This window comes from Paucibacter aquatile, assembly GCF_002885975.1.
GTDB lineage: Bacteria > Pseudomonadota > Gammaproteobacteria > Burkholderiales > Burkholderiaceae_C > Paucibacter_A > Paucibacter_A aquatilis.
The window spans coordinates 180,783-197,650 of record NZ_POSP01000003.1; the positions used below are offsets into that span (position 1 = coordinate 180,783).

The 16,868-nt window shown below is 68.7% G+C and carries 7 protein-coding genes; 6 read left to right on the forward strand and 1 reads right to left on the reverse strand.

Annotated elements, in window-relative coordinates; translation table 11 throughout:
- Window positions 1–29 precede the first annotated feature (29 nt).
- The 3 genes from C1O66_RS04200 (at window position 30) to C1O66_RS04210 (ending at window position 2,926) form a co-directional block, all read left to right on the forward strand.
- Window positions 30–941, forward strand: coding sequence for a LysR family transcriptional regulator (locus C1O66_RS04200; RefSeq protein WP_102766738.1), 912 nt, complete (start codon window positions 30–32; stop codon window positions 939–941).
- Between the two features lie 145 nt (window positions 942–1,086).
- Window positions 1,087–1,749 carry a DUF3313 family protein gene (locus C1O66_RS04205; RefSeq protein ID WP_102766739.1) on the forward strand — a complete coding sequence of 221 codons (663 nt, stop codon included), beginning with the start codon at window positions 1,087–1,089 and terminating at the stop codon, window positions 1,747–1,749.
- Window positions 1,733–2,926, forward strand: coding sequence for an Acg family FMN-binding oxidoreductase (locus tag C1O66_RS04210; protein WP_102766740.1), 1,194 nt, complete (start codon window positions 1,733–1,735; stop codon window positions 2,924–2,926). Before C1O66_RS04205 ends, C1O66_RS04210 begins: the two co-directional genes overlap by 17 nt.
- Window positions 2,927–2,946: 20 nt before the next feature.
- Here C1O66_RS04210 and C1O66_RS04215 read toward each other — a convergent pair whose 3' ends face one another.
- Window positions 2,947–3,396 (reverse strand): hypothetical protein, encoded by a 450-nt coding sequence (locus C1O66_RS04215; protein WP_207795901.1) that lies wholly within the window; start codon window positions 3,394–3,396, stop codon window positions 2,947–2,949.
- A 158-nt stretch (window positions 3,397–3,554) separates the two neighbouring features.
- On the opposite strand from C1O66_RS04215, the gene C1O66_RS04220 reads away from it, so the two are divergent.
- The 3 genes from C1O66_RS04220 (at window position 3,555) to C1O66_RS04230 (ending at window position 16,824) form a co-directional block, all read left to right on the forward strand.
- The gene (locus tag C1O66_RS04220; protein ID WP_279305040.1) at window positions 3,555–3,914 is read left to right on the forward strand and encodes a thymidylate synthase; all 360 of its coding nucleotides are present in this window, start codon (window positions 3,555–3,557) and stop codon (window positions 3,912–3,914) included.
- Between the two features lie 104 nt (window positions 3,915–4,018).
- Window positions 4,019–4,813: a thymidylate synthase gene (locus C1O66_RS04225; protein ID WP_102766742.1), complete on the forward strand. Its 795-nt coding sequence runs from the start codon at window positions 4,019–4,021 to the stop codon at window positions 4,811–4,813.
- Between the two features lie 386 nt (window positions 4,814–5,199).
- On the forward strand, window positions 5,200–16,824 hold the full coding sequence (locus C1O66_RS04230; protein WP_133155098.1) for an autotransporter outer membrane beta-barrel domain-containing protein: 11,625 nt from the start codon (window positions 5,200–5,202) through the stop codon (window positions 16,822–16,824).
- Window positions 16,825–16,868 lie beyond the last annotated feature (44 nt).

The window sequence follows — 16,868 nt, forward strand, 5'->3', positions numbered from 1 at the left end:
CAGCGGACCCCAATCCTCGCCTCATCGACATGGCCACACATCCTGAGCTTGAGACCTTTGACTGGGCGCTGATCAAGAGCTTTCTGGCGGTGCTGGATGCCGGCAGCCTGCTGGGCGCCGCTCGCCGCACCGGCGTCTTGCAGCCCACGCTCAGCCGACATATCGCCGAGTTGGAAACGCAGCTGAACGAACCGCTGTTCGAGCGCACCGGCCGCGGTGTCACCCCCACCCGCAGTGCTTTGGCCATCGCGGCCGCCGCGCGGCAGATGCAACAGGGCGCTGAAGCCCTGGCTCGCTCGCTGGCCGGGCAACGCAATCAGACGGCGGGGACGGTGCGCATCAGCTGCAGCGTGACGGCGGCCAGCTACCTGCTGCCCTCGGTCTTGACCGAGTTGCGAGCCCAGGAGCCCGACATCCAGATCGAGCTAATTGCCAGCAACGAGCTCAGCAATTTGCTGCGCCGTGAGGCCGACATTGCCGTTCGCATGGTGCGGCCCGAACAAACCGCCCTGATCGCGCGCAAGCTGGGCGTGATCGAGATCGGCGCCTTCGCCCACGAGCGGTATTTGCAGCGCGCGGGCACCCCACGCGAGCCCGCCGATTTGCTGCAACACAACCTGATCGGCTATGCCAGCGACCCGCAGATCGAGCGCGGCCTGGCCGCTCTGGGCCTGCCACTGAGCCGCGAGGACTTCGCCATCCGAACCGATGACCAGGTGGCCTATCGCATGTTGCTGGAGGCCGGCGCCGGCATCGGCTTTGTGGCCAGCTACACCACGCGCCAGAGACCCGAGATCCGGCGAGTGCTGCCGCAGGTGAGCGTGCCCACCCTGCCCTGCTGGCTGGCGGTGCATCGCGAGATCCGCTCGAACAAGCTGGTGCGGCGGGTCTACGACTTTCTGGCCGAAGCCTTGCCGCCGGCCTTTGGCGAGACCGCTTGATTTCCCATCGCGAACGCGTCAGGCGGGCCATGCAGATTGGCATAGCTGGCTTGCGCGCGCCGATCTAGGCAGGCCGCAGAGGGCTTGCGACAGTGCCCCCAGCCGCTTCAGTCCGAAGCGGCATGGACACTGGAGATCCAACACGATGGTGAAGTACATCAAGACGCGCACAGCCCTGCGGCACGGCGCCCTGGCATGGGGCATGACACTGAGCCTGGGCCTGGTCCTATCGGGCTGCGCCAGCATCGGCGCGCCGGAACAAACGCAAAGCCTGAGCCCGCGGATTGAGCTGCAAACACAGGCCGATGGCACCAAGTCTTGGCGCAGTGCCCAACCTCAACGCTATCGCGCGGTGCGCATCGACCCGGCGACGATCGCATTCGGCGACAGCGTGGACTTGAGTGAGGAGCAACGAGGCGAGTTGCGCGAGGCCTTGATGGCGGCACTCAGCCAACGATTCACTGCGGCCGGCTGGCAGCTGCACAGCATGGGCGAAGCGCGCGAGACCTTGTCGATCAAGGCATCCATCACCGAGGTGCAGCTGGCCAATACCGCCGCAAATTTCCTGACCACCTTGCTCTTGATCGGCCCGCTCTCGCATGGTGGCGTGACCGTGGAACTGCAGGCCCTGGACAGCGTCAGCCAGGAACCTGTGGCGGCGTTGGCCATCACGGGACGGGCAGGCATGGAGGACATCGGCTCGGCCTACACGGCCACCGGCCATGCCAGGCTGCAAGCCGATGGCGTGGCCCAGCGCTTTGTTCAACTCCTGGCCCAGGCGGTGCCACCCCATGTCGCCGCGCGCTGACGGCCGGCAGCCCGCGCGGCGGGCTTTCATCCGCCTGCTGGGCGGAGGCGTGGTGGGGGCAGCCTTGCCCCTGAGCGGCTGCACGCAGGAGGTTCCGCCGCCTGCGCTCAGCGCATGGCAAGAACCTGTCCAAAACATCGCTGGGGATGTGAGGCACTGGCTGCTGGCGCATGCGCTGCTGGCACCGAACCCGCACAACCGCCAGCCCTGGCTGGCCGATCTGCGTGAATCCGGGCAGATCCTGCTGATCTGTGATGGTGAGCGCCTGCTGCCCGAGACGGACCCCTGGGGCCGGCAGATTCTGATCGGTTGTGGCGCCTTCATTGAACTGGCCGTGATCGCCGCGGCCGAGCGAGGTATTCGGCTGCAGGTGGAGGCCTTCCCAAACGGTGAGCCCACACCCTTTACCTTGCCGGGTGGCCAGGTCATTGCGCGCCTGCGCCTGAGGACAGAACCCGGGCTTGCGCGCGACCCCTTGTTCGCACAGATTCGGCGCCGCCACACCCACAAAGGCTTGTACGACAGCAGCCGCAGCGTCAGCGCCGAGCAATGGCAAACCTTGCGCGATGCAGCGGTGGAGGCTGGGGCGGGCCTGAGGGTGGGCGCCGTGACGGACGGCAAGACCATGGATGCCTTGCGACGCATCACGCGTGAGGCCTTCGAGACCGAGATGTTGACCCCGCGCACCTATCTGGAATCCGCCCGCTTGATGCGCATCGGCCCGGCCGAAGTGGAGCAGCACCGGGACGGCATCGCCTTGATGGGCGGCATGGTGCGGCTCAGCGCCGCGCTGGGCCTGTTCAATCGCTTCGAAGTGCCCCGGGCTGACAGCAGCAGCATGGCGCAGATCCGCAAGCGCTGGGCCGCTTTTGAGACCGCCAGCGGCTATCTCTGGATCGTCAGCGAAGACAACTCACGCGCAGCCCAGCTGCGCTGCGGTCGAGCCTATGTACGCAGCCATCTGCGCGCCTGCGCGGCCGGCCTGGACATGCATCCGCTGTCTCAGGCCTTGCAGGAGTACGCCGAAGTCCGCCCGCACTTGCGCGCCCTGCGCCAGCTTCTGGCCTGCAGCGAAGACAGCCCCGAGACCGTGCAAATGCTGGCCCGCGTGGGCTACGGGCTGGAGGCCGCCTCACCGGCGCCGCGGCGCGAGCTGAGGGAGATGTTTCTGACCTGAGCTTCGCCGCCGTCCGGCACTCAAGGCTGGGCACTGGCGCCCGAGGCTGCGGGTGCGGGCGATGCAGCAGCGGGGCTGGTGTGCACCACCACGCCCGGCGAGAGCGAAATGTCCGAAGCCACCGTCACCTTGGTCACGTAGTGGCGGGTTTCGCCAAAGCAGCTGGTGGGCAGGCCGACCTTCTCCTCGTAGTGGAGACTCACGCGCTTGCCCATCACCTCGGTCAGGGCGGCGGCGGTCTCGTCATTGGCGACCGTGAACTGGAACTTTTCGACGGTGGAACTGCCCGGGATGGACACCAAAGCCAGCTCGCCCTCCCAGGTCTTGCAGATCCAGCCCTTCTTGGACAGCTTCTGAATCCAACCCGCCCGCTCGCCGCTGGAGTAGCTCCAATTCAAGGCAGCGTAAAAATAGGCCAGAGCCAGAAGCACCAGAACCAGCAAAGCGATGAGCAGACGTTTGATCAACATAGGACCGTAAATTTCAATGGGAGGGGATGAGATGGGATGAAATTGGGCGGAAGCGCATGCCTTCGTGGCAAACCAGACGCGCCATCATCGCAGCTTGAACGGCGCTTGCCTGTGACAGACCCCGCTGGATGCAGCCCGCAGCTCTAGAATCCCGCCCCATGTACATCTGCAGCAGCGTCGCACCTCGCGAGTTTGAGGATTTCATGCACCATGTCTTGGAGTATGGCGCGCACAAGGGCGACCGCACCGGCACCAGCAAGCGCACGCGCTCGTGGCGCGGTCCCCAGATGCGCGTCGATCCGAGCCCGGGCTTTACACGGGCCACGACCACGGCGGTGCAGCTGAAATCGATCAACCAGGAACTCCCCCGGCTCCTGAGCGGTGCCTCGAAGGTGAAATCGCTGCAGGAACGCGGCGACACCGTCTGGGACGAATGGCCGCGCGAGAACAGCCGCCGGGGCGCGGTCTACAGCGTGCAAGTTTCGATGGGTACCGGTACACATCCGACCCTCCACTGACCAGCCATAGAAGCCGCCTGCGGATAGCTTTCTGTCCGGCGGGCAATGAACGTATACAAGTCAAGGTGACCGCAGTCACCGGCCTAACGTGGACGCGACATCCCATGCAGCAATATCTTGAGCTACTCCAACGCGTAATGGATGAGGGAACCGACCGGCCAGACCGGACCGGGACCGGCACGCGCGCTGTCTTCGGACATCAGATGCGGTTCAACCTGGCGAAGGGATTTCCAGTCCTGACGACCAAGAAGCTGCATCTGCGATCCATCATCGTTGAGCTCCTGTGGTTCCTCCGCGGAGACACAAACATCAAATGGCTCAAGGAGCACAAGGTCTCCATTTGGGATGAATGGGCCGACGAGAATGGCGACCTTGGGCCGGTCTATGGAAAACAGTGGCGCCACTGGACGACTTCGGACGGGCGCACTATTGACCAAATTGCTGAGCTAGTTCAGCAAATCAAGCGCGACCCAAACTCACGCCGTCAGCTCGTTACTGCCTGGAACCCGGGCGAGCTCCAACAGATGAAACTCGCTCCCTGCCATTGTCTTTTCCAGACGGCTGTGATCGGAAACAAGCTTCACCTCCAGCTCTATCAGCGCTCTTGTGATGTGTTTCTGGGCGTGCCCTTCAATATCGCAAGCTATGCGCTGCTGCAGTTGATGCTTGCGCAGCAATGCGATTTGGAACCCGGCGACTTCGTTTGGACGGGGGGGGATGTTCACATTTACAGCAATCACTTCGAGCAAGTGAAGCTGCAATTGACGCGCGATCCGCGCCCGCTTCCCAAAATGAACCTTGTTCGGAAGCCGGACTCGATAGACGGTTATGTCCTCGAGGATTTCCAGCTCACCGACTACGAACCGCACCCCCACATCAAGGGCGCAGTCGCGGTTTAGTCCTTGCAGGGCAATGCCGCCTTCATTCCTTCGAACAGCGTGCTTCGAAGGAGTATGAACCGCATCGCTTCTGGACGCGCCCCATCGCCAGCACGCCTCAGCATCGCTGGGCGCAGCGGACATTGCTTCAAGCTGGATCAGCCAGTCAAGATAGCTTGGCTGGAGGCATGCGCACGCCCCTCCAAAGACCTGGTGTGAGCCCGAGTCAGATGGCTTGAAAAATGCGTTTTTGGGCACGCTAACTGAGCGATGCCCACTCAAGAAGCATTCTTAAGATGGTTGGCGAATCCGCCTCCTGCACCGTGCAGCCCCGCGCGCCCCACAACTGTGCAGGCATCAGGGCAGACCCGGTGCCAGGCAACCGCCCTCACCTGCCGTCTTCTGCCATGACTCCACGTATCACTTCCTCTGCCACCGACGTCGACACGAGCGCGCACGCGTTTCACGGGGCTTTTGCCAATCGCCCCTCACGTCGGCTGATGCTGGCGCAAGGCTGGGGCATTCTGTGCCTGTGCGCACCAACTGCAGCCTGGCCACAGGCGGTCACGGCCGGCCCCAACTATTACGTGTCCGATGCCCGCAGTGGCGCCAATGGCACCGCGGGCAAGGATGCGGTCGGCGGTGGCTCTTGCGTCAGTGGCCCCGTACCGGGTACGCCGGGCGGTACCGGCCCTTCGATTGACGAGACGATCAAGCTCGGCCTCGTGTCCCTGAGCTACCCAGGGACGCTCATCGGCGTGAGCAGCAGCGGCGGCAATGGCGGCAAAGGCGGCAATGGTGATCCTTCCGGTCAATGCGGCAAGGGCGACTTTGACGGTCGCCCTGGCGGTGCAGGCGGCTCCGTGACCGTGTTCGTGAAGCCCGGCGCCAACCCGGCAGAAGCCATCTACAGCGTCGCAAGCACCGGCGTGGTGGCGATCAGCCATGGTGGGTCGGGCGGCGATGGTGGCGACAACACCCGCGGCAAAGACGACTACAAGGGCGGCGATGGCGGGGCGGGCGGTGCTGGCGGCAATGTCCGGCTGGAGAACGCGCTGTCCATGCAGGTCAGTGGTGGGCTCGGTGCGGCGGGGCTGGTGGCCCAAAGCGGTGGCGGCGCCGGTGGCACCGGCGGCGATGCCGCCAACAAAGCCAATGCGGGCAGTGGCAAGAGCGGTGGCACCGGGGGTGATGTGATCCTGCGCAACACCGGCAAGATCCTGACCGATGGCGGCAACGCGATGTCAGCGCAGAGCATTGGCGGCTTTGGTGGTGATGGCGGTGTGAACACCAAAAGCCACAGCGGCAGTGGCGGCACGGGTGGCAATGGCGGCACCCTGGCCGTGGACAACACGGGGGCGCTGCAGGTCGGATCAGGATCCCGCCTGGGCTGCAGCGACAGTGTCACCACGAACTGCAATCCCGCGGGCGGATTCGGCCTCGCAGCGCAGTCGGTCGGCGGCGGCGGGGGCCATGCCGGCGCCAGTGCCGGGCTTCATATCCTGGGTGCCGATGGTGGGGCAGCCGGGCATGCGGGCGCGGTGGTGGTGAACAACACCGGATCGGTTTCTGTGTTCAGCCCCGCGAGCACCGCCTTGTTCGCCCAGGCCATTGGCGGCGGCGGCGGCTCGGGCGGCATGGCCATTTCCAGCGGCAGCAAGACCACGGCCGTCGGCGGCGCCGGCGGCGCGGGCGGTGACGGTGGCGCCGTGACCGTCATCAACTGGAACAGTCTGTGCACCGGCATCGCCTGCAACGGTCAGGACCGCTGGACGGCCGATGACTCGAGCGCAGGGGGTGCCATCGCGCTGGTGGCCCAGAGCATCGGCGGCGGTGGCGGCGTGGGCGGCTTTGCCAAAGCCAAAGGCAAGGCGACGACCATTTTCGGCAATGCCTCGGCCATGGCCGTGGGCGGAACCGGCGGCAGTGGCGGCGCAGGTGCGCAGGTGCTGGTGACCCATGTCGGTCACCTCGGAACCGCCGAGATCAGTTCCCCGGGCTTGCTGGCCCAAAGCATTGGCGGTGGCGGCGGCAGTGCGGGCGGGGCCCTGGCCTATGCGACAGCCCTGGCCGGCGACAGTGCCGCCGTGTCTCATGGGGGTGCCGGCGGAGGCGGTGGCAACGGCGGCAATGTGCTGGTGAACTGCAACAGCTACAGCGCCCTCTCCTCCAGCTTCAGCCCCTGCGCCGGAACCCCTGTGCTGACCGCGGTCCGAACGGACTTCCGCATCGCCACCACCGGCCTCGCCTCGCCTGGCATCGTGGCCCAGAGCATTGGCGGCGGCGGGGGCGCGGGCGGCTACGCCATGTCGCTGTCCGGCAGCCTGATCGGCTCGCAGTCGCTGGGATTCGGCGGCAGCGGCGGCGCGGCAGGCACCGGAGGGCAGGTCTTTGCCAGCAGCAATGGGCAGAGCATCAACACCTCCGGGGCGCAATCCCCTGGGCTGCTGGCCCAGAGCATCGGCGGCGGTGGCGGCTCCGGCGGCAGCACCATGGACCTGAGCCTGGCGTACACCGGCAGCTCGGCCTCTTTGGGTGTGGGCGGCAAAGCAGGCAGTGGGCAAGCGGCCGGTGCTGTGGCGGTCCACAACCCTGGTGGCGTGATCAACACCAGCGGTGAAGGATCACAAGGTCTGGTGGCCCAGAGCATTGGCGGCGGCGGCGGCAATGGGGGCTCGGCCATCACTTTGGCGGCCTCGGGACGCTATGCCGGCTCCCTGGCGGTCGGCGGCGATGGTGCCACGGGTGGAACCGGCGGCAACGTGACCCTCGTCAATGAGGACAGCAGCAGCAATCCGACTTACGGACGTGGCGCAATCACCACCCAGGGCAGCGGCGCGAGCGCCCTGGTGGCCCAGAGCATTGGCGGCGGTGGCGGCCATGGCGGGTTCTCGGTGGCCCTGTCCGGCGCGGAGTTCGTGGCCGGCGCGGTCAGCGTCGGCGGCAGCGGCGGCTCGGGCAACCATGCGGGAACGGTCAACGTCACCAACAAGGGGGCGCTGACCACCCAGGGCGGTGGTGCCCCGGTGCTGCTGGCCCAAAGCATTGGCGGCGGCGGCGGCTCGGGTGGCCATGCCATCGCTGGCACCGTGGCGGGCATGGGCAGCATCAGCATCGGCGCGGGGGGCAGCGGCGGCTCGGGGGCGGCGGCCTCCTCGGTGCAGGTGAACAGCACCGGTGCGATCGCCGCCCAGTCCAGCCAGGTCGGGCATGCCCCGGGCATCCTGGCGCAGAGCATCGGCGGCGGCGGTGGACAAGGCGGCTTCAGCGCCGCAGGTGCGCTGTCCTTTCAAGGCAGTGTCGCGCTGGCCGTGGGCGGTGGCGGTGGCAATGCGGGCAGTGCCGGCACGGTCAGCATCGACCATGGCGCGAGCCTGCTCACCCGCGGCGCCTTTTCTCCGGGCATTCAAGGCCAGAGCCTGGGTGGCAATGGCGGCAGTGGCGGGCACACCCTGGCAGGCGCCTTGGCCGGCGGGCTGAGCCTGGCCGCCAACCTGGGTGGCGGCGGTGGCAAGGGTGGCACCGGTGGGGATGTCTGGCTGCATGTCCATGGCCCCGAGCAGCGATTGGTCACCGAGGGCGACCAATCGCCTGGCGTGCTGGGGCAAAGCCTGGGCGGTTCGGGCGGCACCGGCGGCTGGGCCGCCAGTGCTTCGGTCAGCATGGCGGCAGCGCCCTCCGTCTCCCTGGGTGGCGCGGGTGGCGCCGGTGGCAAGGCCGGTCTGGTGGCCATGACGGCCCGCCTACCTGTGCAAACCAGCGGACACATGGCCCCAGGCCTGGCGGCTCAAAGCATCGGTGGCAACGGTGGCAGCGGCGGCTTCACGGCCGCCGGTTCGGCCACCACCATCGTGGCGATGGCAACCAGCATCGGCGGCACGGGTGGCACGGGCGGACAAGGGGGTACGGTCAACATCAAGGCCGATGCGCCGGTGCTCACCAGCGGCCAGCAGTCATTCGGCCTGCTGGCGCAGAGCATCGGCGGGAACGGCGGCAATGGCGGCTCGGCCCTGTCGGCCAGCGCATCGACGGGCAACCCGTCCATGGCGGTATCCGTCGGCGCGGCGGGTGCAGCAGGTGCCACGGGGGGTAGTGGACAGAACGCCGGCAACGTCGCCGTGGTGGGCCGCAGCACCGTCATCACCCAGGGTCAAGGGGCGGTGGGCGTGGTGGCTCAGAGCATCGGCGGCGGCGGCGGCCAGGGCGGGGCCACCGCCGCGATTGCGGCCTCAGCCTCTGGGGGCGACCCCAACAACAAGAGCATGGCCGCCGCTGTGACGGTGGGCGGCAAGGGGGCTGCCGGCGGCGCCGGGGCCGAGGCCGCCGTGCGCTTGCTGGATGCCGTGCAAACAGGCGTGCCCAGCCGCAACAGCGCTTCGGGCGCGGCCGGCCAGGGTGACCGCGCAGCGGGTGTGCTGGTGCAGAGCATCGGCGGCAGCGGCGGCCAGGGGGGCGCGGCCAGCTCGCACGCCATCGCCGGCTCCGCCGCAGCGGCTGTGGCGATTGGCGGTGGCGGCGGCAGCGGCAGCAACGCGGGCAATGCGCTGCTGAACTTCGATGCGCAAACCTATCTGGCCAGCAACGCCGACCTGCTCAAGGCTTATGGCAACAACCCGGCGGCTGCCCTCAAGCACTACATCGACTGGGGCTTCGGCGAGGCGCGCCCTACGCAGAGCTTCAATGCAGCGCAGTACATGGCGAACTACAGCGACCTGCAAGCGTCCTTCAACGGCGACCTGGCAGCAGCCACCAATCACTACGTGAGCACCGGCGTCAGCGAGGGCCGCAGCGCGAGCGCGCCCGCCGGCAGCACCCCGGTCGCACTGGCGCTGACCGACAGCGCGAGTGCCTTCGTGGACCCGCTGATCTACATCGCGTCCCACCCCGACCTGATCCGCGCCCTGGGCAACGATCCGCTCGCCGGGCTGCGGCATTACCGGGACTGGGGGTATGGGGAAGGTCGCGTGACCAGCAGCTTCAACCCGGCCCAGTACCTGGCCAATTACGCTGACCTGCGGGCCAGCTTTGGCAACGACACCCGCGCCGCCACGGTGCATTGGATCACCACCGGCCAGGCCGAAGGGCGCTCTGCCAGCGCAGCGGCGGGCAGCACCCCGGTCAACAAGGTGAGCTTGCCCAGCGTCAGCACCTTCGGTCAGCAGGCCCCGGCCATGGTGGCTCAGAGCATCGGCGGCGGTGGCGGTCAGGGCGGTGCCGCGTCGGCCAGCGCCGTCAGCAACCAGCACGCGGCCTCGGTGGCCGTCGGCGGCTTTGGTGCCGGCGGCGGCGATGCCGGCATGGTGGTGGTGACCCCCACTGGCGCCCTCAACACAACGGGCGCGCAGTCGCCTGGGGTGCTGGCGCAGAGCATTGGCGGCGGTGGTGGTCATGGGGGCTCGGCATCGACCTCCGCAGACGGTTCACAGGGCGCGGTGGAGGCTGCCGGCGTGGCCGCGTACACCGGCCTGGTGGGCTCGACCGTGGGCAATGCCACGGTGGCCGTGGCGCAGAAGTTCAGCCAGGACAACGGTGCGCCGAGCAGCTCGAGCGCCAAGAATGACAACGGCGTGGGGGCCTCCCTCAGCATCGGCGGCGCCGGTGGCCTGGGCGGCAAAGGCAGCGCCGTGGCGGTGGACAGCAGCGCGCTGGTGAGCACCTTGGGCGATCTGTCGGCCGGTCTGTATGCGCAGAGCGTGGGCGGCGGTGGCGGTCACGGCGGCAGCAGCACCAGCAATGCCAAGGGCGGCAACAGTGCTGTCGCCGTCAGCCTCGGAGGCAGCGGCGGCACCGGCGGCGACGCGGGCTCGGTGCAGGTGCGCAACAGCGGCCGCATCGGCACGGCCGGAACCCAGTCCCTGGGCGTCTTTGCCCAGAGCGTGGGCGGCGGTGGCGGTGATGGCGGCTCGGTCAGCGCCACCTCACAGGCCGGCGGCAAGGCCGCCGCCTCCTTGGGTCTGGGCGGCAGTGGCGGCGGCGGCGGCAGTGGCGGCAGCGTCAATCTGATCAACACCGGCAGCGTCAGCACCTGGCAGGGCAATGCCGGCGGGCTGTTTGCCCAGAGCGTGGGCGGAGGCGGTGGCAACGGGGGCGCCGCCAGCACGGCCGCCAGCGTCACCCCGGCCGCAGACGACGGCAAAACCAGTGCCAGCACCGGCACGGCCAGCTCATCGCCCAACAACCAGAGCAACTCGGCCAGCGCCGGCAGCGTGTCCGGCAGCACCCCGACCAAGGGCGGCGCTGCAGGGGCCAGCACCGGCTACGCAGCCAGCCTCGCCCTCGGGGGAGCGGGTGGCAAGGCGGGTCATGGCGGCTCGGTGGTGGTGCAGCACAGCGGCAGCGTGAGCACAGGCCTCGCGGTGCAAGAGGGTGTCGTGCACAGCATCGCCCACGCCCCTGCCCTGCTGGCCCAGAGTGTGGGCGGCGGCGGCGGCCAAGGAGGAAGCAGCAGCAGCAATGCCGATGCGGCCAAGAGCAGCGTGGCCATCTCGCTGGGTGGCTTGGGGGCTGGCGGTGGAGATGGGGGCACGGTGGCCGTGCATGCCAGCGCCGGCAATCTCAGCACGCGGGGCGCCTTGTCGTCCGGGCTGATCGCGCAAAGCCTGGGTGGCGGTGGCGGCAACGGGGGCTCTTCCACCTCCACGGCCAGCCAAGGCAGTTCGGCTTCGGTGGCCATGGGGCTGGGGGGCACAGCGGGCGGTGGTGGCCACGGCGGTGCGGTGACGGTGTGTGGCACGCGCCAGGCCGATGGCAGCTGCGGCACTGCGCTGGGCAGCAGCATCAGCACCGGCGGCGTGCAGTCGCACGGCGTGTTCGCCCAGAGCGTGGGCGGCGGCGGTGGCAGCGGCGGAGCCGTCAGCGCGGCAGCCACCGCGGGTGACGCCAGTGGCAGTGACAACAGTGCCAGCACGGGCAATGGCAGCAGCTCGACTTCCGCCTCCAGCGGCGTGGCGGTGGCCGCCGCCCTGGGGGGCAGCGGTGGCAGCGGCGGCTACGGGGGGGATGTCCGGCTGTCCATTGCGGCTTCAGTCAGCACCCTCGGGGCGCGCTCGACAGCTTTGTTTGCTCAAAGTGTGGGCGGCGGTGGCGGTGAGGCCGGCAGCAGCAGCACCAACGCCAGCAGCGGCGCCCATGCGGTGAGCCTGGCGCTGGGCGCCAGCGGCGGCAGCGGCGGCCGGGGCGGCAATGTGTCGGTGGACCTGGCCAGCAGCGCCCAGCTGCAAACCCGTGGCCTGATGTCTCAGGGCTTGATGGCCCAGAGCGTGGGCGGCGGCGGCGGCGTGGCGGGCAGCACCAGCGCTACCAGCGCCGATGCCGGCAACAGCAACACCAGCCTGGCCTTGGGCGGCAAGGCGGGGAGCGGCCAAGATGGCGGCATCGTCAAGGTCAACAGCGGTGGCAGCATCAGCACCAGCGGTTGGGGCGCGGATGGCCTGGTGGCGCAAAGCGTCGGGGGTGGCGGTGGTACTGGAGGCGCAGCGTCGAGCAGCGCATCGACAGGAACAGCTGCTGCGTCCCTCGCCCTGGGCGGCCAGGGCGGTGCATCCGGAAAAGGCGGCGATGTCGCGGTCACGCTGTTCTCTGGCAGCGTGAAGACCGAGGCCGAAGCGGCCCGCGCCCTCTTGGTGCAAAGCATTGGCGGCGGTGGCGGCAGTGGCGGCAGCGCCAGCAGCAACACGGGGGGCGACAACACCAAGTCGGTCAGCCTCGCGCTGGGTGGGCAAAGTGGCAGCAGTGGCGGCGGCCAGGGTGGCACGGTCAACGTCAGCACCAACGGCACGGTGACCCTGGCCACCCAGGGGCATTTCGCCGCCGCGGTGATGGCGCAGAGCATTGGCGGCGGCGGCGGTGTCGGCGGCAGCAGCCAAAGCAGCAGCAGCGCCAAGGGCAGCAGCTACAGCCTGGGGCTCAACCTCGGGGGCGCTGGCGGCGCCGGCGGCAACGGCGGTGCGGTGACGCTGGCTCTGCGTGATATCAACTCCAACATCAGCACGCAGGGCTTGGCCGCCTTCGGGGTCATGGCACAGAGCATTGGTGGCGGCGGCGGTGTCGGGGGCGCGGCCGCCTGGCAACAGTCCGGCAGCTTGGGCAGCGTCTCGATCAGCAGCCAGCTGGGCGGCAGCGGCGGAGATGGGGGCGATGGCGGCGGTATCTGGCTGCTGTCCGACCAGACCTTGAGCACCGCAGGACACCTGGCCGTGGGCCTGCTGGCCCAGAGCGTGGGCGGCGGCGGTGGCGTGGGTGCAGCGGCCACCTCGTCCAGCGAGGGCAGCGCCTTCAGCGGCAGCGTGAACCTCGGCGGCAGCGGCGGCAAAGGCGGCGCGGGCGGCACGGTGGAGCTGGCGCTGGGTCAGCGTGTCAGCACCTACGGCAACCTGGCGCATGCGGCGGTGGCGCAGAGCATTGGCGGCGGCGGCGGTCTCAACCTCAGCCGGGCCAGCGGCACGATCCTGGGGAACAGTCAGGCCAAGGCGGGCGCTCGCGTGCTGCTGTCCAGCAGCGCTGCGGTGGAGACCAGCGGCACGGGGGCCGCGGGCCTGGTGGCCCAGAGCATCGGCGGCGGCGGCGGCCTGTCAACCTCCTTCGGATCAGCCACCCTGGGTGGCGCGCCGGGCTTTGCCAACGGCGGCGTGGTGCGCCTGTGCAATGGGCTGGACAGCGCCGGTCAGTGCAGCGGCGATGTCGCACTGACGGGCAGTATCCGCACCCATGGCGCACTCGGCCACGGCCTGGTGGCCCAGAGCATTGGCGGCGGCGGCGGGATGGTGCTCAGCCCGGAGAACCCGCTGCAGACCACTTTGCGTAGCAGCGGTGCCATCGGCAGCGACGTGACCGTCTGGACCGCCCAGGCCATCAGCACACAAGGCCATGGGGCCGCCGGCCTGGTGGCACAGAGCATCGGGGCGGGCGGCGGCCTGGTCGGTGACCACTACTGGGCCACAGGCACGGTCACCCACAAGCTGAGCATGGCCAGCAGCACGGATGTGTCCACCGGCGCGGCGGTCAGCGTGGATGCACGCAAAGGCTCGCAGGCTTGGAGCACCAGCGGCATGAACGCGCCCGCACTCGTGGCGCAAAGCATTGGCGGTGGTGGCGGCTACTTTGCCCATACCAACCTGACCCAGGCCAGCCGGGTGGATCTGAGCTTCCAGCTCGGCGGCACCGATGGCAGCAGTGACGGCGGCACCGCCCGGGTGAATCTGGGCGCGCGAGCCATCAGCACCGGCGACGCAGGCAGCCTGGGTGTGCTGGCGCAAAGCGTGGCGGGCGGCGGCGGTGTGTTTTCCTGGGTGGCGCCGACCGTGGCGGCGCCCGGCAGTGCGGCCAGCACCAACGCCACCCTGAGCGGCCAACTGGGACAGACCGGCAGTGGCAGCCGCGCCTTCGATGCCAGCGTCAGCGGCAGCCCGTCGATCAGCACCAGCGGCCTGCACTCGGCCGGGCTGGTGGTGCAAAGCGTCTCCAATGGCGGCGGCGTGGCCCTGGCGGCGGGACGTTTGGGCCAGGGCTTCAGCGGCACCATGAACCTGGGCTCGACGGCCACTGGCAAGAACGATTGGAAGTTCAGCGGCCTCGTGACGGCCCAACTGGACGGCGGCAGCATCAGCACCCGGGGCGATATGGCGCCGGCCTTGGTGGCCCAAACGGTCAGCGGCGGTGGCGGTTTGAGCCTGGCGCTGGCCAGCGACGCCAAGCTGGGCGGCCGGCCCGGCAGCCCCGCCTACCCGGGCGAGGATCAGCGGTCCAAGCCGGCCGTGCTCGTGAACAACCGCGCAGCCATCAGCACCACAGGGGCCGGCTCGATCGGCATCGTCGCGCAGAGCGTGGGCAATGGCGGTGGCCTGGCCTATGCCTACAACAGCGCCACACTCGGCGCGGGCGGCAGCGGCGGCCATGGCGGCACGGTGGAGGTCAACAGCTACGCCCCCATCCGCACCTCGGGTGTGAACGCCTACGGCATCCTGGCCCAGAGCGTGGGAGGCGGTGGCGGCGCCGTGATCGGCGTGGGCAATGCCCTGAACGTGACCTACAACAAGGGCAGTGGAGACGCCGGGGCCGTGACCGTCAATGTGTTTGCGGACATCAGCACCAGCGGAAATGGCGCTCACGCCATCGTGGCGCAGTCGATCGCCGGCGGCGGCGGCATCGTCGCCAGCGGAACTCAGACCACCACCTACAAAGGCGGTTCCGGCAAGAGCGGCGATGTGAAGGTGAACTACGCCGCCGGTGTGAAGGTGACGGTCTCAGGCCGAGACGCACACGCCTTATGGGGCTCATCCTCGACCGACCCGGTTGTCGAGGTCGGCGAGGGTGCAAGCTTGGTGGGTGGCAGCGGCGTCGCCGCCATGTACTTCGAAGGCCCCATCAACGAGTTGCACAACCGGGGGCAAGTGGGCAGCGCCGACGGGCACGCCGGTCGCGCAGTGCAGACCACCGGAGGCGACATTGCCATCCACAACCATGGTGAGCTGCTGGGTGACCTGCACCTGACCGAGGGCGCGCGCAACGAGGTGCACAACCACAGCGGCGGCAAGATGCTGCACGGTGGCACGCTCAACCTCGGTGGCAGTGGCACGCTGCACAACCAGGGCACGATCATGCACGGCGGCGAGACCGGTGCTGCCACGCGCATCAACGGTCATCTGATTCAAGGGGAAGGCGGCACGCTGGCGCTGCGCATGGACCATGCCAGCGGGGTGGCCGATCAGTTGCACGTCACAGGCAACGCCACCCTCAAGGGCCGTTTGCAACCGGTCCTGCAGACCGCTCACGTGATCACGCCGGGCACGCACTCTCTGGGCACCATCTTCAGCGCGGGCGGGGGCCTGGACGCCAGCGCCTTGTCCGTGACCGACACGGCCATTCTGGACTTCCGCCTGCACCCCCAGGATGGCAAGCTGGGGTTCAGCGTGCATGCCGACTTCAGCCCCGAGGGCATGAACGAGGACGTGCAGCGCCTGGGCGACCTGCTGGCCTCCGCCCAGTCGGAGTCACGCGACAACTACCGCGAGCTGACCGCCCGCCTGGTGACCCTGTCAAGCCCTGAGGCGCTGCACCAGGTGTACTGGGACCTCAGCGGCGCCGGTGCCACCACGGTGGCGACGGTAGGCACTCGGCTGAGCACCCTGTTCGGGCGCCTGCTGACGGACCGCCTGGGCGCCCTGCCCGCCGCACCTTCATCGAGTCAGCTGACACGGCATGCCTGGGTCCAGGCCCTGGGTGAACGCCACAGCGCCAGCTACGACGGCGCAGGCAGCGCGGATGTCAAGGCCCACTTGGGCGGTCTGGCCTTCGGGCTTGAAACTTCGCTCGACGCCAACACGATGGTGGGCGCTGCGCTCGCGAGCAACCGCTCCAGCCTGGAGATGTCCCACGGCTACCAGGCGCGCGGGCCTGGCGTTCAGCTGGGCGCCTATGCGGTGCGCCAGGCGGACAGCCGCTGGGGCCAGCTGTACCTGACGGGATCGTTGACGCATTCACGCCAGACGCTGGATACCGAGCGACGCTTTGAACTGACAGGCGCACACCACCTGGCTCAGATGCGCACCCAGGCCTGGGGTGCGCGGATCGAGACCGGCCTGCGCATCAATCCTCCAGGATGGCGCATCGCCCCCTTCGCGGCCTTGCAACTGCAGCATTTCACGATCCACGCGCACGACGAGGAGGCCTCGGCCCAGCCTCACCTGGCCCTGAGCTACCAGCGCAGCGCATTCACCCAGCTGCGCAGCGAGTTGGGCACGGCGGTGGAGGGCCGCATGATGCTGCCCAGCGGCGCCTCGCTCCAGCTGAAGGGACGCGTGGGTTGGGCTCACGAGACCTGGAGTGAGCACCGCATGTTTGCCGCATTCAAAACCCTCAACGGACGAGCTTTCAGCGTCAACGGCCTGATGCCCACGCCCGACCTGGCCATCCTGTCCGGCCAGGCCGAGCTGCGCCTGAGCCCATCGCTGGCCGTGGAGTTCAACCTGCAGGCTGAGTACGGCCGGGACACCCGCACGCGGGCGGGTGGTGTTGCGCTGCGCTACAGCTGGTAAAGAAAGCTGGTCAGGAAACTGCCCCTGCGCGCTCTGGTGCCGCA

What these genes read in the sequence shown, in the direction of transcription:
- C1O66_RS04230 (WP_133155098.1), top strand. Translation starts at nt 5,200, where the DNA reads ATGACTCCACGTATCACTTCCTCTGCCACCGACGTCGACACGAGCGCG.
- C1O66_RS04200 (WP_102766738.1), top strand. Translation starts at nt 30, where the DNA reads ATGGCCACACATCCTGAGCTTGAGACCTTTGACTGGGCGCTGATCAAG.
- C1O66_RS04210 (WP_102766740.1), top strand. Translation starts at nt 1,733, where the DNA reads ATGTCGCCGCGCGCTGACGGCCGGCAGCCCGCGCGGCGGGCTTTCATC.
- C1O66_RS04220 (WP_279305040.1), top strand. Translation starts at nt 3,555, where the DNA reads ATGTACATCTGCAGCAGCGTCGCACCTCGCGAGTTTGAGGATTTCATG.
- C1O66_RS04225 (WP_102766742.1), top strand. Translation starts at nt 4,019, where the DNA reads ATGCAGCAATATCTTGAGCTACTCCAACGCGTAATGGATGAGGGAACC.
- C1O66_RS04205 (WP_102766739.1), top strand. Translation starts at nt 1,087, where the DNA reads ATGGTGAAGTACATCAAGACGCGCACAGCCCTGCGGCACGGCGCCCTG.
- C1O66_RS04215 (WP_207795901.1), bottom strand. Translation starts at nt 3,396, where the DNA reads ATGTTGATCAAACGTCTGCTCATCGCTTTGCTGGTTCTGGTGCTTCTG.